Origin of the sequence: Mesorhizobium sp. M7A.F.Ca.ET.027.02.1.1 (genome assembly GCF_004022985.1) — a bacterium.
Taxonomy (GTDB): domain Bacteria; phylum Pseudomonadota; class Alphaproteobacteria; order Rhizobiales; family Rhizobiaceae; genus Mesorhizobium.
In genome coordinates this window covers 1-20,047 of the sequence record NZ_RZOL01000035.1, presented here as the reverse complement: position 1 = coordinate 20,047, position 20,047 = coordinate 1, and the positions used below count along the sequence as shown (strand labels likewise).

At 64.0% G+C, this 20,047-nt stretch carries 22 protein-coding genes and 1 tRNA gene; 10 read left to right on the top strand and 13 right to left on the bottom strand.

Annotated features, from left to right (window positions below; all coding sequences use genetic code 11):
• Positions 1-9: 9 nt before the first annotated feature.
• The 4 genes from EN749_RS06615 to EN749_RS06600 are packed head-to-tail and all read right to left on the bottom strand — an operon-like array spanning position 10 to position 3,433.
• Positions 10-399 carry a biotin/lipoyl-containing protein gene (locus EN749_RS06615; RefSeq protein ID WP_127809640.1) on the bottom strand — a complete coding sequence of 130 codons (390 nt, stop codon included), beginning with the start codon at positions 397-399 and terminating at the stop codon, positions 10-12.
• Positions 389-1,762, bottom strand: coding sequence for an acetyl-CoA carboxylase biotin carboxylase subunit (gene accC / locus EN749_RS06610; RefSeq protein ID WP_128362804.1), 1,374 nt, complete (start codon positions 1,760-1,762; stop codon positions 389-391). The genes EN749_RS06615 and accC overlap by 11 nt, the downstream gene beginning before the upstream one ends.
• A gap of 4 nt (positions 1,763-1,766) precedes the next feature.
• The gene (locus tag EN749_RS06605) at positions 1,767-2,222 is read right to left on the bottom strand and encodes an acetyl-CoA carboxylase biotin carboxyl carrier protein subunit (protein WP_127809638.1); all 456 of its coding nucleotides are present in this window, start codon (positions 2,220-2,222) and stop codon (positions 1,767-1,769) included.
• An 8-nt stretch (positions 2,223-2,230) separates the two neighbouring features.
• Positions 2,231-3,433, bottom strand: coding sequence for a pyridoxal phosphate-dependent aminotransferase (locus EN749_RS06600; protein ID WP_128362803.1), 1,203 nt, complete (start codon positions 3,431-3,433; stop codon positions 2,231-2,233).
• A gap of 203 nt (positions 3,434-3,636) precedes the next feature.
• On the opposite strand from EN749_RS06600, the gene EN749_RS06595 reads away from it, so the two are divergent.
• Positions 3,637-4,815 carry an FAD-binding oxidoreductase gene (locus EN749_RS06595; RefSeq protein ID WP_128288148.1) on the top strand — a complete coding sequence of 393 codons (1,179 nt, stop codon included), beginning with the start codon at positions 3,637-3,639 and terminating at the stop codon, positions 4,813-4,815.
• A 106-nt stretch (positions 4,816-4,921) separates the two neighbouring features.
• The gene (locus tag EN749_RS06590) at positions 4,922-5,575 is read left to right on the top strand and encodes a GntR family transcriptional regulator (protein ID WP_023809526.1); all 654 of its coding nucleotides are present in this window, start codon (positions 4,922-4,924) and stop codon (positions 5,573-5,575) included.
• Between the two features lie 46 nt (positions 5,576-5,621).
• Here the strand turns inward: EN749_RS06590 and EN749_RS06585 are convergent, their stop codons facing one another.
• From EN749_RS06585 to EN749_RS06565, 5 genes are all read right to left on the bottom strand, one after another.
• Positions 5,622-6,086: a VOC family protein gene (locus tag EN749_RS06585; protein ID WP_245463670.1), complete on the bottom strand. Its 465-nt coding sequence runs from the start codon at positions 6,084-6,086 to the stop codon at positions 5,622-5,624.
• Between the two features lie 5 nt (positions 6,087-6,091).
• Complete coding sequence (locus tag EN749_RS06580) at positions 6,092-6,871, bottom strand: SDR family oxidoreductase (RefSeq protein WP_024503240.1); 780 nt, start codon at positions 6,869-6,871, stop codon at positions 6,092-6,094.
• 94 nt (positions 6,872-6,965) lie between these two features.
• A complete protein-coding gene (locus tag EN749_RS06575; protein WP_127809636.1) occupies positions 6,966-8,444 on the bottom strand; it encodes an aldehyde dehydrogenase in 1,479 nt (492 codons plus the stop codon).
• An 8-nt stretch (positions 8,445-8,452) separates the two neighbouring features.
• Complete coding sequence (locus EN749_RS06570; RefSeq protein ID WP_128288147.1) at positions 8,453-9,040, bottom strand: thiamine pyrophosphate-dependent enzyme; 588 nt, start codon at positions 9,038-9,040, stop codon at positions 8,453-8,455.
• A 5-nt stretch (positions 9,041-9,045) separates the two neighbouring features.
• Entirely contained in the window at positions 9,046-9,558 is a 513-nt protein-coding gene (locus EN749_RS06565) for a thiamine pyrophosphate-binding protein (protein ID WP_164748823.1), read from the bottom strand.
• 161 nt (positions 9,559-9,719) lie between these two features.
• On the opposite strand from EN749_RS06565, the gene EN749_RS06560 reads away from it, so the two are divergent.
• The 7 genes from EN749_RS06560 to EN749_RS06530 all read left to right on the top strand — a co-directional run bounded on the left by EN749_RS06560 (position 9,720) and on the right by EN749_RS06530 (position 16,844).
• The gene (locus tag EN749_RS06560; RefSeq protein WP_127267891.1) at positions 9,720-10,655 is read left to right on the top strand and encodes a LysR substrate-binding domain-containing protein; all 936 of its coding nucleotides are present in this window, start codon (positions 9,720-9,722) and stop codon (positions 10,653-10,655) included.
• A gap of 105 nt (positions 10,656-10,760) precedes the next feature.
• The gene (locus tag EN749_RS06555) at positions 10,761-11,909 is read left to right on the top strand and encodes an acyl-CoA dehydrogenase family protein (protein ID WP_128362802.1); all 1,149 of its coding nucleotides are present in this window, start codon (positions 10,761-10,763) and stop codon (positions 11,907-11,909) included.
• A 9-nt stretch (positions 11,910-11,918) separates the two neighbouring features.
• Complete coding sequence (locus EN749_RS06550; protein ID WP_128362801.1) at positions 11,919-12,659, top strand: NAD(P)H-dependent oxidoreductase; 741 nt, start codon at positions 11,919-11,921, stop codon at positions 12,657-12,659.
• A complete protein-coding gene (locus EN749_RS06545) occupies positions 12,652-13,782 on the top strand; it encodes a CaiB/BaiF CoA-transferase family protein (protein ID WP_128362800.1) in 1,131 nt (376 codons plus the stop codon). The genes EN749_RS06550 and EN749_RS06545 overlap by 8 nt, the downstream gene beginning before the upstream one ends.
• 10 nt (positions 13,783-13,792) lie before the next feature.
• Complete coding sequence (locus EN749_RS06540; RefSeq protein ID WP_128362799.1) at positions 13,793-14,635, top strand: MaoC family dehydratase N-terminal domain-containing protein; 843 nt, start codon at positions 13,793-13,795, stop codon at positions 14,633-14,635.
• Positions 14,629-15,441 carry a CoA ester lyase gene (locus EN749_RS06535; protein ID WP_128362798.1) on the top strand — a complete coding sequence of 271 codons (813 nt, stop codon included), beginning with the start codon at positions 14,629-14,631 and terminating at the stop codon, positions 15,439-15,441. The genes EN749_RS06540 and EN749_RS06535 overlap by 7 nt, the downstream gene beginning before the upstream one ends.
• A gap of 26 nt (positions 15,442-15,467) precedes the next feature.
• Complete coding sequence (locus tag EN749_RS06530) at positions 15,468-16,844, top strand: MmgE/PrpD family protein (RefSeq protein WP_128362797.1); 1,377 nt, start codon at positions 15,468-15,470, stop codon at positions 16,842-16,844.
• A 228-nt stretch (positions 16,845-17,072) separates the two neighbouring features.
• Here the strand turns inward: EN749_RS06530 and EN749_RS06525 are convergent.
• Positions 17,073-17,148 (bottom strand) — tRNA-Ile (locus EN749_RS06525).
• 136 nt (positions 17,149-17,284) lie between these two features.
• Between EN749_RS06525 and EN749_RS06520 the strand changes: the two genes are divergently transcribed.
• Positions 17,285-17,998 (top strand): SIMPL domain-containing protein, encoded by a 714-nt coding sequence (locus tag EN749_RS06520; RefSeq protein WP_128362796.1) that lies wholly within the window; start codon positions 17,285-17,287, stop codon positions 17,996-17,998.
• A 243-nt stretch (positions 17,999-18,241) separates the two neighbouring features.
• Here the strand turns inward: EN749_RS06520 and EN749_RS06515 are convergent, their stop codons facing one another.
• The 3 genes from EN749_RS06515 to EN749_RS37620 form a co-directional block, all read right to left on the bottom strand.
• Entirely contained in the window at positions 18,242-18,598 is a 357-nt protein-coding gene (locus tag EN749_RS06515) for a hypothetical protein (RefSeq protein WP_128362795.1), read from the bottom strand.
• 258 nt (positions 18,599-18,856) lie between these two features.
• On the bottom strand, positions 18,857-19,303 hold the full coding sequence (locus EN749_RS06510; RefSeq protein WP_128362794.1) for a YcgN family cysteine cluster protein: 447 nt from the start codon (positions 19,301-19,303) through the stop codon (positions 18,857-18,859).
• Positions 19,304-19,425: 122 nt separating this feature from the next.
• Positions 19,426-20,047 (bottom strand): hypothetical protein (locus EN749_RS37620; protein ID WP_189367398.1); only part of this gene is annotated, 622 nt, incomplete at its 5' end.

The following is a 20,047-nucleotide window of genomic DNA, read 5'->3' as shown; positions in this document are numbered from 1 at the left end:
CGCCTTGCTTCACACCAGCTCGTAGAGCGGCGTCCCGTAGCCGACGACCGCTCCGTCCTCGATCAGCGCTGCACCCAGCACACCGTCTGCCGGCGCAACGATTGCCTTCAGGCATGGGCCGACCTGCAGGACGCCGACCGTCTCGCCCTTGCGAACCGTCTGGCCAGGTTCGGCGATCGGACGACCGGTCGTTGGGTGATCGAGACGGAACACGCCGACGCCGGGCGCGCGCACGCCCTTGAAGACCGTTTCGGCCTTCAGGGCTTCGACCGGGGGTGTCGAGGCAACAACGGATTGCATGTGCAAGCGCAACGAAAACCCGGCCTCCGACACTTCGATCTCGCCGATGCCGGCGCTAGCGCACCAGGCGGCCAGCCTTTCGATCTCCTCAACCGTCATCGCCGCCTCGTCCCTGGAGCAGACCGCCTTCAATGAGACGTTCGAGATGATGGATATCGAAGCCGCCGGCAGCGAAGCCGGGCTCGTCCATCAGGAGGCCGTGCAGCGGCGCGTTGGTGGCGATGCCGACGGCCTCCATCTCGCCCAGCGCGCCACTCATGCGCCGGATCGCCTCGGCTCGCGTCACGCCATGCGCCAGCAGCTTGGCCACCAATGAATCGTAGTGCGGCGGCACGGTGTAGCCGGAGTAGAGATGCGATTCGACGCGGATTCCGGGACCTCCGGGCGGCGTCCAGCGCTCGACCCGGCCCGGATGCGGGCGAAAGCTGTATGAATCTTCAGCGTTGATGCGGCATTCGACGGCGTGGCCCTGGATGCGGATGTCTTCCTGGCTGAACGACAGGGGTTCGCCCCGGGCGATGCGGATCTGCTCGCGCACGATATCGATGCCGGTGACAAGTTCCGTGACGGGATGCTCCACCTGCACGCGGGTGTTCATCTCGATGAAAGAGAAGCGCCCGTCCTCGTAGAGGAATTCGAATGTGCCCGCGCCTGTATAGCCGATGGTCAGGCATGCGTGGGCACACAGCTCGCCGATCTCGGCAACCGCCTCGCGGGCGATGCCGGGCGCCGGCGCCTCCTCGATGATCTTCTGGTGGCGGCGCTGCATGGAGCAATCCCGCTCGCCGAGCCAGACCGCCCTACCATGCTTGTCCGCCAGAATCTGGATCTCGATATGGCGCGGTTGCTCGAGGAATTTTTCCAGATAGACTTGCGGGTTGCCGAAGGCCCGGTCCGCCTCTTTCACCGCCATTGAAACGGCTTCCATCAGGGCGTGCTGCTCGCGCACGATGCGCATGCCGCGCCCGCCGCCGCCGCCCGCTGCCTTGACGATGACCGGATAGCCGATGGCCTCGGCAATGGCGCGCACTGCCTGCTCGTCCTGCGGCAGCGCCCCCTCCGAGCCCGCAACGCAGGGAACGCCGGCGGCGATCATCGTGCGCTTGGCGGAGACCTTGTCGCCCATGGTGCGGATCGCCGCCGCCGACGGCCCGATGAAGGCAAGGCCGGCATTCTCGACAGCCTCGGCGAAGGCGGCGTTTTCCGAGAGGAAGCCGTAGCCCGGATGGATCGCGCCCGCGCCGGTGAGTTGCGCGGCCGCGATGATCTCGGCGATGTTGAGATAGCTCTCCGTCGCGGCCGCCGGTCCGATGCAGATCGCCCTGTCCGCCAGCGCGACATGTCGAAGGCTCGCATCCGCTTCCGAGTGCGCCGCCACCGTCTTCAATCCGAGGTCGCGGCAGGCGCGCAGGATGCGCAGCGCGATTTCACCACGATTGGCGATGAGGACGGTGTCGAACATCGCCTCAGCCCAAATCTTCGAGAACGAACAGCACATCGCCGGACTGCACCGCGGCATGGTCGTCGAACGCGATCTGGACGATCCGCCCAGCGCGATCGGATTCCACGACATTGAACGTCTTCATGGCTTCGAGGACACCAACCTTCTGCCCTTCCACGACCACATCGCCAACCGAAGCGAGCGGCGGTTCACCTTCGGTGCCGGAGCGGTAGAACACGCCCGTCAGCGGCGCGCGGATCGAATAGCGTGCGATGGGCGGAGATGTCGAAGCCGGATTTGTGAAGACGGCAGGGACGGCGGCTGGCCCCGACTGCGACGCAGATTGCGCTTGCGACGCGGATTGCGCCGGCGCCATCTGCCTGGACATGCGGATGCGAACGCCATTGCGCTCGATCTCCAGTTCGGCAATGGGCGAACGCGAGACAAATTCGATCAGCTTCTGGACGAAGTCGAGATCCATCGCCGACCCTATCGCAGCGCTTCGACAGCCTTGGCGATTCGCCCGATCGCTTTTTCGATCAGATCCATCGACGTGGCTATGGAAATGCGGAAATGCGGCGACAGCCCGTAGGCAGAGCCCTGCACCACCGCGACCCGCGCCTGATCGAGCAGGTAAAGCGAGAAATCATCGTCGCTGCCGATGGGAGTGCCGTCGGGGCGACGACGGCCGATCAGGGCCGAGCAATTGGGATAGAGATAGAAGGCGCCCTCGGGCGTCTGGCAGGTAAGGCCGGGAATCTTGCGCAGCAGCTCCAGAGCGCGGTCGCGCCGAGCCTGGAATTCGAGCGCCCGAGGGCGAAGAAAGTCCTGGGGACCTTCCAGTGCGGCAATGGTCGCGGCCTGCGAGATGGATGACGGGTTCGACGTGCTTTGGCTCTGCACGGTGGCCATGGCGCGGATCAGCGGTTCCGGCCCGCCGGCATAGCCGATCCGCCAGCCGGTCATGGCATAGGCCTTCGACACGCCATTCACTGTCAGCGTACGGTCCTTCAGCCTCGGCTCGACGCCGGCGATGGTATGGAAGGTACGTCCATCGAACAGGATATGCTCGTAGATGTCGTCGGTCAGAACGTGCACATGCGGGTGATCGAGCAACACCCCGGCCAGGCCGGCAAGTTCGTCGGGGCTGTAGACGGCGCCAGTCGGATTGGAAGGCGTGTTGAGCAGCAGCCATTTGGTGCGCCCGGTGATCGCGGCTCGCAGGGCTTGCGGTGTCAGTTTGAAGCCCTGCGCCTCCGTGCAAGGAACGACCACGGGCTTGCCTTCGCCGAGCAGGACGATGTCGGTGTAGGAAACCCAATAGGGCGCGGGGACGACCACCTCGTCACCGGGGGCCAGCGTTGCCAGCAGGGCGTTGTAGATGATCTGCTTTGCGCCACCCGCGACGCTGATTTGCGAAGGCTTGTAGTCGAGGCCGTTCTCGCGCCTGAATTTCCCGGCCACCGCCTTCTTCAGCGCGGCGGTGCCGTCGACCGCCGTATAGCGCGTTTCACCCCTGCGCATCGCCTCGTAGGCCGCCTCGACGATGTGCGGAGGCGTTGGAAAATCCGGCTCGCCGGCGCTCAGGCTGATGACGTCGATGCCGACCGAGCGCATTTCGATTGCCCGCGCGGTGACCGCCATGCTGGGGCTTGGCTTGATGACGTCGAGACGGGGAGCGATGAGGCCCACGGGAAATCCTCGTCATGGCTGCCGCGACGTTGCCGGGCAGGTGATATCTGGTGAAATTGGATAATGTATTCTGATTTTCGCGTCAAACCCCTTTTTCTGCATCGAAGACCGGGTTATGTCTCATTCGAGTGGTGGGTCGATAGAGGAAAGTATCCAATCCTTCATCGCCGCGTATGACATTCGAGATAGGGAACACGATTGGAATGGGCACAAACTATGATGTGGTGATCGTCGGCGGCGGCGTTGTCGGCAGCTCGATCGCCTATTTCCTGTCAGCCAATCCGGATTTCGATGGCAGTATTGCGGTGATCGAGCGGGACCCCTACTACACGGCCTCCTCGTCTTCCTTGTCGACCAGCGCCATCCGCCAGCAGTTCGGCACGGCGCCCAACATTGCCATGTCGAAGTTCAGCATCGACTTCCTGCGCCAGGTAAAGACGCGGCTTGCCATCGGCGACGAGTTGGCCGACATCGGCCTGCATGAGCCCGGTTACCTCGTGCTGGCGACACCCGAGCGGGCAGACGCGCAGCGTGCCAAGAACCGCGTTCAGCGCGGCATGGGCGTCGACGCCGAACTGATCGAGCAGGTTGATCTGGCACGACGCTTCCCGTGGCTCAACACGGACGATCTCGCCCTTGGCTCGCTCGGCCTTGGCAGCGAAGGCTGGTTCGACGGCCCCGGCCTGATGCAGGCCTTTCGCCGCAAGGCGCGCACGCAGGGCGTGGACTATCTTGCCGCGACGGTGACCGGACTGACCATGGCGTCTCCCCAAAAGGTCGGCGAAGTGGTGCTCGACAATGGCGACCGGCTTGCCGCCGGCACGGTGATCAACGCGGCCGGACCGTGGAGCGCGGGCATCGCCAAGATGGCCGGCGCCGAACTGCCGGTTGTCCCGAGCAAGCGCTGCGTCTTCGTCTTCGAAACGCCGGCAAGGATCGAAAACTGCCCCTTCGTCTTCGACACGAGCGGCTTCTGGCTGCGGCCGGAAGGCCAGCTCTTCCTGTGCGGTATTCCGCCGGTGCGCGAGAACGAGCCGGACGATTTTGGCCTGGATGTGGATTACGACCTGTTCGACGAGTTGATCTGGCCGGCGCTCGCCCATCGTGTGCCCGGGTTTGAGCAATTGCGGATGTTGCGCGCCTGGGCGGGGCTCTACGAATACAACACCTTCGACCACAGCGGTATCATCGGCCGGCATCCCGAGGTTTCGAACTTTGTCCTGGCCACCGGCTTCAGCGGCCACGGCATGATGCATGCAGCGGCGACCGGGTCGGGCGTCAGTGATCTCATTGCCTATGGCGAGTACCGCTCTGTCGACCTGTCGGCCTTCCGCTACGAACGGATCGCTGGCAATCAACCTATCGAGGAACATGTCTACTGAAGCGAAACGGGCGACATGGCATCGCGGTGACAACGGTGCTATGCGTCCACTTCTTCAATCAACACGGCGCCAGTCAACAAACACGGCGGCCGCCTCAGGCTGATTCATGCTCGTACAGAAGAAAACCATCTCGACCCAGGTCGCCGATGCCATCAGGCAGAAGATCCTGATCGGCGAATACGAGGCCAACTTTCAGTTGCGGCAGGAGCATCTGGCCACCGAGTTCGGCGTCAGCCGAATTCCGGTGCGAGAGGCGCTGCATCAGCTTCATTCGGAAGGCTTCGTCACGCTGGTTTCCCACAAGGGCGCCGTCGTCACCTCCATTTCCCTGGACGAGATCCTCGAGCTCTACGAATTGCGGGCCCGGATCGAAACATGGCTACTGGCCCTCGCCATTCCAAGGATGACGGAGGCCGACCTCGCGCTGGCCCGCGAGCGCGCAAAGCAGCACCAGGAGCAGGGCAAGACCGGCGAGTATTCGAACCAGCTCAACTGGAACTTCCACGCCGCGCTCTACGCGCCGTCCGGCCGCAAGGCGACGATCGAACTGGTCGGGCGCATCTATCAGCAGCTGGAACGCTACACGCGCATGATGGTGACGCTCACCGAGATCCAGGCCCAGTCCGACCGCGACCACTGGCAGCTCATCGACCTATGCGAAGCCAAAGATACGCTGCGCGCCGTCGGCCTTTTGGAAATGCATATCATCACCAGCGGCAAATTCCTGGTCGACCGGCTTGAGGAATTGCGGGGCAGCTGATCAGTCGCCCCGTCTCCTTGTCCAGCCCCAATCCTTCGCGCGAAGATCATTTGCCGGGCAGATTGGTCGCCCTCGTCAGCAGGATCACGCCCGCCTTGTCGGCCGTATCGTAATAGGTGAAGCCGGTGCGGTTTTCCCGGCGCCCGCGCATCAGCACGGGAAGCCCGTCGTCCTGCGCCTTGGCCTCGGCTGCATCCGCATCGCGAACCTCAAAGCCGATATGGAAGACGCCTTCACCCTTGCTGTCGAGATGAATCCGCTGCGGTGAAGGATCGCCGTTCGGCTCGCACAGCTGCAGCTGAACGTTCGGCAAGTTGCAAATCCGGTATTGCATCGCCTTGAAACCCTCGGGGCTTGGGACCTGGAGTTCTTCGTATTCGGCCAGCGGCGGATAGGACTCCCATGGGCCGATGCCGATGGAGTCATAATAGGCCTGCGCCTTGTCGATATCGTGCACGACGATGCAGATGTGATGCAGCTTGTCGAAATTGCCCATGTCGTCACTCCCCATTCTTCTCACTCCTTGATCGGGACCGTATAGTTCAGAACGCGGCGCCCCCCGTCGGGGTAGATCGTCTCGCCGGTGATGTAGGAAGCGTCGTCGCTGGCCAGGAATGCCACGACCGAGGCGATCTCGGCTGCCGTGCCGAGGCGCCCGAGAGGTGTCCGCGAAAGGACCGCCCGTCGCATTTCTTCCGAGTCGATGAATGTCCCGTCCATGACCATGTCCGTGGCGATGGTGCCCGGCCCGACACCGACCACGCGGATGCCGTGGGGGGCGAAGGCGACGGCCGCGGTGCTGGTGACCTGGTTCATGCCGCCCTTGGAGATCGCGTAGGTGGCGACACGTGGGTTGGCGAGGCCCGAATTGATCGACGACATGTTGATGATGACGCCGCCTCCACCTTGCGCGATCATCTGGCGGGCTGCGGCCTGGGTGCCCATGAACGCACCTTTGAGATTGACGGCGAGAACCCTGTCGTAGTCCGCCTCTGTGATGTCGAGAAAGTCCTGGACCGGAGCGATGCCGGCATTGTTGACCATGATGTCGACACGGCCGAACTTCGCCACCGCCGCTGCAATCAGCCCATCGACCTGGTCCTTCTTGCTGACATCCGTGACGACCGCCAGGACGCTGTCGGTGGTACCGATTTCAGCGGCACATTTTTTTAACTCCACGGCATCGATGTCGCCGAGCACGAGCTTCGCGCCTTCGGCCAAAAAGCGTTCCGCGCAAGCGCGTCCGATGCCGCGCGCCGCGCCTGTGACAACCGCCACCTTGCCTGCCTGTCTCATGTCCAATCCTTCGATCATTTGTAAGTCGGCCACCGTCTCAGGGAGCATGGGCCGAGCTTGGCTAGGAATGGGGTTTCTCCCACCGAAGCCTAGCCTAGCGGATAACGAAGGGATTGGCGGTCTTGCCGGCGGTGTCTATCCACACCGTCTTGGTCTGCAGATAGGAATTGATGGCATCCTGCCCGCTTTCGCGCCCGATACCGCTCCTCTTGTAGCCGCCGAAGGGCGCCATGTAGGAGACGGCACGGTATGAGTTGATCCAGACCATCCCCGCTTCCATCGCGGCCGCGCCGCGCAGCGCCCTGCCCATGTCGCTGGTCCATATTCCTGCCGCCAGCCCATAGGGGCTGTCATTGGCAATGGCGAAGGCCTCGTCCTCGTCGTCAAAGGGGATGACGGACAGGATCGGCCCGAACACCTCCTCACGCGCGATCCGCATGGTGTTGTTCACGCCGGTGAAGATGGTGGGCTCGACGAACCAGCCCTCGGCCAGTTCACCCGAGGCCGGCTTGCCGCCGCCCAGCACGCAAAGCGCACCCTCGCGGCGCGCGATGCCGAGATAGGACAGCACCTTCTCGCGCTGGGCTTGCGTGGTGATCGGCCCGACCTGCGTCTCTTGCAGCGCCGGATTGCCCAATCGAGCGCTGGCCGCCAGCGTTATGACGCCTTCCACGAACCGGTCGTGGATTTTGCGATGCACCAGCAGCCGCGAACCCGCGATGCAGGTCTGGCCGCTGGCCGCGAAGATGCCTGAGATCGCGCCGTTGACCGCGCTCTCGATATCGGCGTCGTCGAAGACGATGTTGGCCGATTTGCCGCCGAGCTCCAGCGTGACGACTTTTAGCTGTTCGGCAGCCGCCCGATAGACCGCGATCCCGCCAGGCTCACCACCGGTGAAGGCGATCTTGGCGACGTCGGGATGAGAGACGAGTGGCGCGCCGACATCAAGCGGCATGCCGGTAACGGTGTTGACCACGCCGGGCGGGAAGCCTGCCCGCGCAAACAGTTTCACGAACTCCAGCGTCGAGGCCGAGGCGTGTTCCGACGGCTTGATGACGACAGTGTTGCCTGCCGCCAGCAGCGGCGCGAGCTTCCATGTCAGGAGTAAAAGCGGCGAATTCCAGGGCACGATCGCTGCAATGACACCCAGCGGCTCGTGGCGGGTGAAAGCGAACATGCCAGCCTTGTCGATCGGCAGCACCGACCCTTCGATCTTGTCGGCAAGACCGCCGAAATAGCGGAACCATTCCGGGATATAGCGCAGCTGTGCCGTCATTTCGGTGAGCAGCTTGCCATTGTCGCGCGTCTCGATGGCGGCAATACGATCTGCGTTCTCGGCGATCAGATCGGCCAGCCGCACGAGCAGCTTGCCCCGCGCGGTCGGCGTGATGCCGGCCCATTCCTTCGACCGGAATGCTGCCTTCGCGGACGCCACGGCGGCGTCCACCTGGCTCGCTCCTCCACGCGGGATCAGCGCCCAGGGCCTGCCGGTGAACGGATCATGGCTCTCGAATGTATCGGCTGTCGATTGCAACCGACCGCCGACCGTGTTCTGGAAACTGACCAGCGCCATATCGGTCCTCAACAGGTGGCAAAGCCCAGATGGGCGCGAAAGCGGTTCTTGACCTCGACCGCGTCGCGCGGCGGCAGAGAGCGCGGCAGGTTCTCGGCGGTGATTTTCAGCACGAAAAGGCGCGGACCGTCGGCCGGGCGCCGAAGTTCTCCACAGAGCATGTCGACCTCCTCCAGCGTACGCAGCTCGGCGGTCTTCGAAAAACCGCAAGCGGCCGCGACCTTGTCGAAACCAATGCCCTTGCCGGTATGGCTGGACTGCATGCCGGTCTCGCCGAAATGCTGGTTGTCGAGCACGATCAGGTCGAGATTTTTCGGCCGCGCCACCGAGATCGTCGCCAGCGAACCGAAGGCCATCAACTGTTCGCCATCCCCGGTGATCACCATGACCCGCTTGGCGGGCTGGGCCTGGGCAATCCCCAGGCCGATCAGCGCAGCGCCGCCCATGGCGCCCCACAGATAATAGTTGTCGTTGCGGTCGCCGGCGGCATGCACGTCGTAGCTCGGCGAGCCGAGACCCGTCACGACCAGGGCTCCGTCGCGGGCGTCGAGCAGCTTCTTCACCGCAACCCGGCGGTCCATGGTCGGTAAATTCATGTCGCTCACCACTTCTTCTTGCCGAGCAGCCGCTGCCCGATCAGCACGGCAATCTGCTGGTCGGCGTCGAAAGCCATCAAGGCTGCCTGCGCCACCGTCTCCACCAGGTCGGGACCGGTTTCGGCGCGCAGCACCCTGAGCCCGATCGCCTTCAGCGACGCCTCCGTCGCCTGCCCCATCGGCACTTGCCACGGGTTGAACTCGGCCCATTCGCCCCGCATCGTCACCAGGACGAGCAAGGGGAAGCGCGCCTGCACGGGAAGCGACAGCATGTTGATGCAATTGCCGACACCGGAGGATTGCATGAGCACGACGCTCCGCTTGCCACCGAGCCAGGAGCCTGCTGCGATGGCGATGCCCTCCTCCTCCGTCGTCAGCACATTGGTGACGACTTCGGGATCCTCACTGAAAAGGCGGATCAATGTGGTATGACCGGCATCCGGCACATAGGACATGTGGCTGATGCCGGCAGCCTTGAGCACCTCATAGACCTGATCCGGCCACTGCCTTTCAGACACGGTCGGAGCGGCGGCAAGCGCTGCTGCTTCCGGAGGTTTTGCTTGTATGCTCGCCGTCACCTTGCATCTCCGAGATATTGGACTGGCATTAGACTAGCGCGCTTGACCGATGCAATCTTCGTCTCTTTCTCGTGATCAGATATAATGGTACTCGATAGCTCATGGAGTTATCGCAGCTACGCACCCTCATCCACGTCGCCGAACTCGGCAGCCTCAGCAAGGCCGCCGACCGGCTGCATATTGCGCAGCCGGCGCTCAGCCGGCAGGTGCGCATGCTGGAGGAGGAATTGGGCTTTGCCCTTTTCCTGCGCCATGGACGCGGCATGGTGCTGTCCGAGCAGGGCAAGGAGGTGCTGGCGCACGCCATGCGCGTGATGGCCGAGATCGACGAGATCCGCGCCACGGCCACGCCCGCCGATGCGCCGCTGACCGGCGAAGTGGCCATCGGCCTGCCGCCCACCGTTGCCGACATTATTTCGCTGCCGCTGGCGGCCGCCTTCGGCAAGGCCCATCCCAAGGCGAAGCTCAGACTTGTCAGCGCCTACACCGGCTATCTGCTGGACTGGATGCACCGCGGCGAGGTGGACGTCGCGGTACTCTACGACCCGCGCATGGCGCGTTCGCTGCGCTCGCGCCCGCTGCTCCTGGAAAACCTGTTCCTGATCGGACCGCCGGATGCGGGATTTTCAACCGTGCGCGCCGTGTCGTTCGCCTCGCTCGCGGGCAAGCGCCTGCTGCTGCCCAGCATCAAGCACGGGCTGCGCATCATCGTCGAACGCTGCGCCACGGATGCCGGCATCACGCTCGATGTCGGCATCGAAGCGGACTCCTATTCGGCGCTGAAGGACCTGGTGCGCAACGGCCATGGCTGGACGATCCTACCGCTCGCCCCTATCCATGCCGACGTGACTGCCGGGCTGCTCACCGCCGCGCCATTGATCGATCCGGTGCCCGTGCGCCGCCTGATCCTTGCCTACCCGGCGGACCGGCCTGCCTCGCGGCTCGCGCGGTTTGCCGGACAAGCGATAGAGGACATCGCCAAGGATCTTGTCGGGCGGGCCGTCTGGGTCGGCCAACTTCTCGGCCCTCCACCATAAGCATTCGAATTCCGTTATATCTGCTCACGTCCGCCCTGCATTGCTGACAGGGCACGGAGGCGCGATAGTGAGGCCCGCAGCAAGACGAAAACCCGGACAAAACTCATGGAAGCCTATCAGGACATTCGCGATGCCGTCGCCAGGCTGTGCACGCGCTTTCCCGGAGAATACTGGCGCGCACTCGACAGGGACATGGCCTATCCCGGCGACTTCGTCGCAGCGTTGACGCAGGCCGGATGGCTCTCGATCCTGATCCCGGAGGCATATGGTGGCTCGGGCCTGCCGCTTTCGGCCGCCGCTGCCGTGCTGGAGGAAATCCAGCGCGCCGGCTGCAATGGCGGCGCCTGCCATGCCCAGATGTACACGATGGGCACGCTTCTTCGCCACGGCTCGGAAGCGCAGAAGCAGCGATACCTACCAAAGATCTCCACGGGAGAACTGCGCCTGCAGGCATTCGGCGTCACCGAACCGACCAGCGGCACCGACACCGGCGCGCTCAAGACCACTGCTCGCCTCGATGGCGATCATTTCGTGGTCAAGGGCCAGAAGATCTGGACCAGCCGCGCCGAGCATTCGGATCTGATGCTGCTGCTGGCGCGGACCACGCCGCTGAAGGACGGCATGAAAAAGACCGACGGCCTCTCCGTCCTCATCGTCGACATGCGCGAAGCCGTCGGCAACGGCCTCACCATCCGGCCGATCCGCACCATGATGAACCATGCCACCACCGAGCTCTTCTTCGACGATCTGCGCGTACCCGCCGAAAACCTGATCGGCGAAAAGGGGAAGGGATTCCGCTACATCCTCTCGGGCATGAACGCCGAGCGCATCCTGATATCAGCCGAATGCGTCGGCGACGCGAAATGGTTCATCGAAAAGGCAAGCACCTACGCAAAGGAGCGGCATGTGTTTGGCCGGGCGATCGGCCAGAACCAGGGCATCCAGTTTCCGATCGCAAGGGCCTACGCCAACATGCGCGCGGCCGAACTGATGGTGCGCGAGGCGCTGAACCTCTACGAGGCCGGCAAGAACCCCGGATCCGAAGCGAACATGGCCAAGATGCTGGCGGCCGACGCTTCGAACGAAGCCGCCAATGTCTGCATCCAGACTTATGGCGGGTTCGGTTTCGCGGAAGAGTACGATGTCGAGCGCAAGTTCCGCGAGACGCGTCTCTATCAGGTCGCGCCGATCTCGACCAACCTCATCCTGTCATACCTTTCCGAGCACGTGCTTGGACTGCCGCGTTCCTACTAGGAGTCGCCCGTGAACGTCCTCATCGTCTATGCACACCCGGAAGCAAAATCCTTCAACGGCGCCATGAAGGATCTGGCCGTGGAAACCTTGACCCGCGCAGGCCACGATGTAGTCGTCAGCGACCTCTATGCGATGGGCTTCAATCCTGTCGCAGGGCCGGGCGACGTATCGGGCGAGCGTAACGATCCGGACCTCTTCAGCCTGCCGCGCGAACAGACCGCCGCCTACGAGGCCGGCGCACTGTCGGCCGATATCAGTGCAGAGATCGAAAAGGTGAAGCGGGCGGACTTCGTGCTGTTCCAGTTCCCGGTCTGGTGGTTCGGAATGCCAGCAATGCTCAAGGGCTGGGCCGATCGCGTCTTCGCGCGCGGTTTCGCCTATCTGCCGGGCCGCAAATACGACACCGGCATGTTCAGGGGAAAGCTCGCCATGGTGGCCGCCACCACGGGCACGTCGGCCGACACCTACGCGCCCGACGGCATCGATGGCGACATCCTCACGGTGCTGTGGCCGATCCACAATGGTCTGCTGCGCTATTCCGGCTTCGACGTGCTGCCGCCCTTCGTCGCCTACATGCCGGGCCGCGTCGGCGACGATGGCCGCAAGGCCTATCTGGACGCCTACCGCAAGAGGCTCGAGGACATTGATGGCACGCCGCATCTGTTCTTCCACGCCGCCGAGGACTACGGCAAGAACGAGCGGCTGAAGCCTGGTGTGCTGGCGCGCTCGGGAGTGCAGCGCAATGTCTGACGGCGCCCGCCCACTGGAGGGCCTGTTTGTCGTTTCGATCGAGCAGGCCGTCGCCGCTCCGCTCTGCACGGTCCGCCTTGCCGATGCCGGCGCACGCGTCGTGAAGATCGAGCGTCCGGAAGGCGAAACCGCGCGTCATTACGATTCCGCAGTGGAAGGCATGTCGGCTTACTTCGTCTGGCTCAACCGCGGCAAGGAGAGCGCGGTGCTCGACCTGAAGACTGAGCACGACCTGGCTTTGCTGCACCGGATGGTCGCGCGCGCCGATGTTCTCGTGCAGAATCTCGTGCCGGGCGCCATCGACAGGCTCGGCCTCTCGGCCGATACAATTGCGAAAGAGTTTCCTCGGCTGATAGCCATCAACATCGTCGGCTACGGGCAGGATACGTCCTACGCGGGCATGCGCGCCTACGACATGCTGGTGCAGGCCGAAAGCGGCATCTGCGCCGTTACCGGCACACCAGACACGCCGAGCAAAATCGGGGTTTCCGCCGCCGACATCGCCACCGGCATGAACGCCCATGCAGCGATCCTCGAAGCCTTGCTGGCGCGCCAGAAGACCGGGCGCGGCCGCATTGTCGAGATTGCCATGTTCGACGCCATGGCCGATTGGATGACCGTGCCGCTGCTGCACTACGAATATGCGGGCCGCGAGACGCAGAGATATGGCCTGGCGCACGCTTCGATCTACCCGTATCGACCTTATGCCTGTCGGGATGGCAGCGTGGTCGTGTCCATCCAGCAGAACAATGAATGGAAGCGCTTCTGCACGCTCGTGCTGCAAAGGCAGGATCTGTTCGCCGACGAACGCTTCGCCACCAATACCTGGCGGGTTGCCAACCGCACGGCGCTCGACGCCGAGATCGAACCGATCTTCGCGGCAATCGACTGCGACGAGGCCATAGACCGTCTCGACGAGGCGCAGATCGCCTGGGGCCGGGTGAGTGCAATGCGCGACCTGCCGCACCACAAGGCGCTCCGCCGGACGGAGGTGGCACTGCCGGACGGCAAGCGCATCGCAGTACCCAAGCCGGCAGGGCGGCCGGAGGGATTTGCAACGGTTCCAAGCGTCCCCGCGCTTGGCGCCGATACGGACCGGATCCGGTCCGAATTCGCCGCCTGACGAGGACCTCATGAGCCTGGACACAAGCACACTGCAGGAATGGGTTGGACGCACGCACGAGGTCGAGGATGTTGTGACCCCGCGCCTGCTGGCCAGCTTTGGCGCCACGCTTGGGGACCACGCGGCGCAGACTGCCGAGGGCGCGGCCGCGCCCGGACTGCATTGGTGCCTGGCGCCCGACATTGCCGCCATGCGAGAACTCGGACCTGACGGGCACCCGGCCAAAGGCGGCTTCCTGCCGCCGGTGCCGCTTCCGCGTCGCATGTGGGCTGCCAGCGACGTGCGTTTCATGGCGCCGATCCGCTCCGGCGACCGCATCCGCCGCCGCTCGACGTTGGCCGCCATCGAGGAGAAGCAGGGCCGCACCGGCCCGCTCACCTTCGTCACGGTCCGGCACGACATCGCCAACGATTCCGGTCCGGTCATCGAGGAGGACCAGATCATCGTCTATCGCGGCGCCGAAGCCGCTGCTGCGTCCCCTGCCCCGCCGGCCAATTCGCCCCTGGCCGCATCGCACGAGCGCACGATCGACATCGATCCCGTGCTGCTCTTTCGATATTCCGCGCTGACGTTCAACGGGCATCGCATCCACTACGACGCGCCCTATGCCACGGGGGTCGAGCACTATCCCGGGCTCGTCATCCATGGCCCGCTGCAGGCGACGCTGCTGATGAACTTCGCCGCCGCCATTGTCGGTCAGTCGCCGCGCCGTTTCTCATTCCGCGGCGTCCATCCGGCGAGCGGCCCACAGCGCCTGCTTCTGAGCGCAACATCCCCAGGCCAGGACGGCATGGCTCTCGAGGCACGGTCGTCCGACGGCCATGTGACGGTGAAAGCCACGGCGCAATGGTGAGCTTCGTCACGCCTGTCGTGCCGCTATTCGTGCCGGGCTCACGTCCTGAGCGGTTTGCCAAAGCCGACAGCAGCGGCGCGGACGCAGTCGTTCTAGACCTCGAGGATGCTGTCGCCCCTGGCGACAAGGACCGCGCTCGGGAAGCGGTCGTTGCTCATGCAGCCGCGCTGAAATCCGCGGTCGTGGTCCGCATCAATGCCGCCGGCACATTTTGGCATCAGGCGGACATCGCTGCCGTGCGGCGCCTTGACGGCGTCTCCGTCATGCTGCCCAAGGCCGAACGTCCGGAAGACATTGCCGATATGGCCAGGCACATGGCACGCAGCGTTTGCGTCATCGCGCTGGTCGAGAGCGCCGTCGGTCTCGCCAACTTGCCGGACATATTGGCCATGCCCAACGTCGTTGCCGTCGCCTTCGGCTCGGTCGACTTCTCGCTCGATCTCGGTTGCGCGCATGATCGGCTGACCTTGCTTGCGGCCCGCAACGAAATCGTCTGGCGCTCGCGCGCGGCTGGCCGTGCCGCGCCGATCGACGGCGTAACGACCGACCTGAACAGTCCCGAAATCACCGAGGATGACGCCCGCCACGCCATGAAGATGGGTTTTGGCGGCAAGATGGCCATCCACCCGAGGCAGATCGAGCCGATTCGCAGTGGCTTTCGCCCGAGCGATAGTGACATCGCATGGGCACGCGACATCATTGGCGCGGCCTCACCAGGCGAAGTCAGCCTGGTGAAAGGCGAGATGGTGGATCGACCGGTCGTCGAACGTGCAAGGCAAGTCCTGCGCCGGGCCGCTTTGGTCTGAAGGGCATGCAGAGGGAGAAGCAACCGATGAGCACGGACACCGCCGATTGGCCGACCGCCAGGCTTTGCGCCTTCATCGCCGAACTCGACTTCGAACAGATCCCGCCGCGCGTCGTTCATTTCGCGCAAGGACTGATGATCGACTGGCTCGGCTCGGCGCTGGCCGGCAAGGGCGCGCACCAGGTCGAGATGATCGACGGTTTTGCGCGTGCCATGGGGCCGGCGGACGGCCCAAGCACCATCATCCCGACGCGGCGGCGCACAAGCCCCTACTTCGCAGCGATGGTCAATGCGGCGGCCTCCCATGTCGTGGAACAGGACGACGTTCACAACGGCTCGGTCTTTCACCCGGCGGCGGTGATCTTTCCGGCCGTTTTGGCGGTTGCGGAGGCTGAGGGGAAGACCGGCCGCGAAGTCCTGACTGCCTGCATCGCCGGCTATGAAGTGGGCATTCGAGTGGGAGAATTCCTCGGACGCTCGCACTACGAGATATTCCACACCACCGGCACGGCTGGCGCAGTGGCAGCAGCCGCGGCGGTCGGCAGGTTGATCGGGTTGGACGCAGCCGGGCTCAACCATGCTGTCGGCTCGGCTGGGACGCAGGCGGCAGGTCTCTGGGAATTTCTGCGTGACGCTGCCGATTCCAAGCAACTCCATACCGCGCGAGCGGCCGCCAACGGTCTGTTCGCTGCCTATCTGGCGCGCGATGGCTTCAAGGGCGCCGCGCGGATCCTCGAAGGCCAGCAAGGAATGGCTGCCGGCATGTCCAGCGACGCCGATCCGGCCCGCCTGACGGACGGGCTCGGCAGCCGTTGGGCAACCGAGGAGACCTCCTTCAAATGGCACGCAGCCTGCCGGCACACTCATCCGGCCGCCGACGCGCTGCAGTCTCTCATGCGCCGCGAAGGGCTCGGTCCGGACGACATCACCGGCGTGGTGACCCATGTCCATCAGGGAGCCATCGATGTCCTGGGCGCTGTGGTCACTCCGCAAACCGTCCACCAGGCGAAGTTCTCCATGGGCACGGTTTTGGGGCTGATCGCTGTTCACGGCGTCGCCGACCTCGACGCGTTCGAACACCACGCGCTTGCCGACGCCCGCGTCGCACGCTTCCGCGCGAAGGTGCGTATGGAACTCGACGCCGAGGTCGACACCCTCTATCCCAAGCAATGGGTCGGCAAGGTAAGCGTCACGACCGTTGACGGCCGCAAGCTCAATGCCCGCGTCGACGAGCCCAAGGGCGATCCCGGCAACACGCTTGCGAAACAGGAACTGGAAGCCAAAGCCATACGTCTTGCCGAATTTCGAGGCGGGGCCACGGCTGACGAGATGCGCCGCTGCATAGCCCGTGTCTGGAAACTCGATCAGCCCGGGAGCACGGCGGAAATATTTGCTGAGAGTTAGCCCGCTGTCGCGCCGAAGGACTGCACCCGCCCGAAACGGATGGAACGAGCGCATTGCGGGCAGTTCGATTCCTTTCGCGCCGCCCTATGTTGTAAAGCAGTTTGATCGGCAGTCCTCGGGAGCCCATCATAAATCAATGAATTCAACGAGATCGACGGAGAATCGCCAACCTGATTTTGGCTAACCGAGGCAAATAAAAAACGATAACTTATTGATAAATAGCGATAATGGTGGGCCCGGAGGGACTCGAACCCCCAACCAAGCGGTTATGAGCCGCCGGCTCTAACCATTGAGCTACAGGCCCCACGCGGGCTGGATTAATGTTTTTCGCATCGCGGCACAAGGCTTTCCCCGACGGGCTTCCGCAGATCGCCCAAATCAACCCATAATCGCGCTCTACGCGACCCCTTGCGACTTGATCGCAGACCAAGGAGATTTTCATGACCAGACATCTTTTGCCTCTCGCGCTCGCCACTGCAATCGCTTTTCCGGCGATGGCTGGAGCCGCCGATCTGCCGACGCCGCCCCGCATCATCGTGTCGGGCGAAGGCGAAGCAACCGTAGCCCCCGATCTGGCGGTCCTGACGCTGAGCGTCATGCGCGAGGCCAAAACCGCGCGCGCCGCGCTCGATGCCAACAATGACGCCATGGCCGCCGTGATCGCGGCGATGAAGTCGGCCGGCATCCAGGACCGCGACCTGCAGACTGCCGGCATCCAGATCAACCCGCGCTACAACTACACCAACAAGCCGGACGGCAGCCAGGAAGCCGAACTCGTCGCCTATCAGGTGACCAACACGCTTTCGGTGCGGGTGCGCGATGTCGACAAGACCGGCGAGATCCTCGACAAGGCGGTGTCGCTCGGCGTCAACCAGGGCGGCGGCATCGCCTTCACCAATGACAACCCGGCGGCCACGGTCACCGAGGCGCGCAAGAAGGCGGTCGCCAACGCCATGGCCAAAGCCAAGACGCTGGCCCAGGCCGCCGGCGTCAGCCTCGGCCGCGTGCTCGAGATCACCGATCAGAACATGGCGCCGACGCCAATGCCGATCAACGCCAAGGCCTTCGACTCCGCGGCGGGTGCTGCGGCTCCGGTGCAGGCCGGCGAGAATTCCTACAATGTGCAGGTCACCGTCACCTTCGAACTGAAATAAGCGGCTCTGACGATCCGTGCTGAGCCTAGCCTCGGCAATCATCAGCCAATGGCGTGCATGAAAAACCCCGCGGGATTGCTCCCGCGGGGTTTTTTCGAGCCACACCCTTCAAACAGAAAGGGGCTCGGCTAGTCCCGGCTGATCTTCGCAGAAGATCATGCCGCCAGACCGACCTTCGCAGAAGGTCGTGTCTCCAGGCTGACCCTCGCAGAGGGTCATGCCTCTATGAGTCCGACCTCAGCCTCAGCGATAGATGACCGGGCATCCGCGCTCGTTGGCGAACACCACCACGACGCGGTCACCATCCTGGCGGCCCGCCACCTTCACCGTACGACGGCTGACGTCGACGATGCGGACACGGTGAAGACCCATGCGTTCGGCCTTGTCGAGGGCGCGGTCCGGCGAACAGCCACGGCGCCAGCCGTCGCGACGCTCGTCACGGCGATGACGATAGCCATCGTCACCGGCATAGACACCGAAGCGCGGGTCGTTGTTGTTGCCGAAGCCGAGATAGAGGCTGTCGGCGTGAGCCGGAATGGCCGTCAGCGTGCCGAGACCGACCAGGGCCGAAAGGGCTGCCGTCTTGATCGTGTTGAACATCGTCTTCTCTCCTTTTTGCGGGCTTTCGCCCGTCCTCGTGAACCGATGGGGGGAGAATGCACTTGCCTGTCTGAACTCTTTACGAACCTGCTGTTCATCTCCGGTTCATATGGCGAGAAAAGGGAAAGTTCCGGCCATTCGCCATCGTCCACAGCAGTTAGTGGATGCCAAAACGCCTGACCGAGCGCCCAGTTCCCAACCCAGAGGGCTTGGGATCAGGCAATGCCAGCCTACGGCTCTTCGTCCCGGCGCGAGCCCTCAGGGCTCGTCGTCCAGCACGTAATCAAAATAGTCTTCCGGCTCGGCAAGATCGGTTTCGCTCGCCTTGACCCGGCCGCGCATCGAGATGCCGGCTTCATGCACGGTCTCGGCGCTGCCCGACACCAGCCGGTGCCACCAGTAGAGGTCGCGGCCCTCGGCCACCAGCCGATAGGCGCAGGTGCTGGGCAGCCAGCTGATGGTTCGCACATTCTGTGGCGTCAGCCCGACGCAGTCGGGAACGCGCGCCAGCCGGTTGACGTAGTCCGAACAGCGGCAGGTCTCGGCATCGAACAGCCGACAGCCGACGCTGGTCCAGTATATCTCGCCGGTGTCCTCGTCCTCAAGCTTCGAAAGGCAGCATTTACCGCAGCCGTCGCACAGCGATTCCCACTCGGCCGGGCTCATCGCCTCCAGCGCCTTGGTTTTCCAGAATGGCGTTTCCATTTCCGGGATGTGGCCCCAGCCGCGGGCAAGGTCAAGCGCGGCAATGGTCGCAATTGCGGCTATCGCCAGGTGAATGACATGAAGTTGCCTTCAAAAGGTCGGTCAATCGCCCCGTACGGCCTCTATCCGTGCCAGACTGGAACCAATCGGCACAAGATCGGTTTCGGCAAGGATGGGACCCCACAAGGAGAATTTCGATGAAACGCCAACCACGGATTCTGGCAGGCACGGCACTCGGCCTGCTTATGGCATCCGCGCCGTTGGGCGCGTTCCCGCTTCAGGGAAGTGTCGCGTCCGGCCTTGCCCAGCGCACGGCAGCCCCATTCATCCTGGCGCAAGCAGCATGCGCCGAAGGCGAAGCCTGCGCACAACAGCAGCAGGCGGAACCCGAACAGAAGCGCGAGCGCAAGAAGGCCGAGCCTGAACAGCAGGCCGCGCCTGCCCAGAGCGAACAGCCGGCCGAGGAGCAGCAGCCACGCCGGAAGAAGCGCGACCAGCAGCAGCAGGCTGAGCAGGCGCCGGCCGAACAGGCCGCTCCGGCCGAGGAACAGCAGCCGCGCAGGAAGAAGCGCGACCAGCAGCAGCAAACCGAACAGGCGCCGGCCGAACAGGCCGCGCCAGCCGAGGAACAGCAGCCGCGCAGGAAGAAGCGCGACCAGCAGCAGCAAACCGAACAGGCGCCGGCCGAACAGGCCGCGCCAGCCGAGGAACAGCAGCCGCGCAGGAAAAAGCGCGACCAGCAGC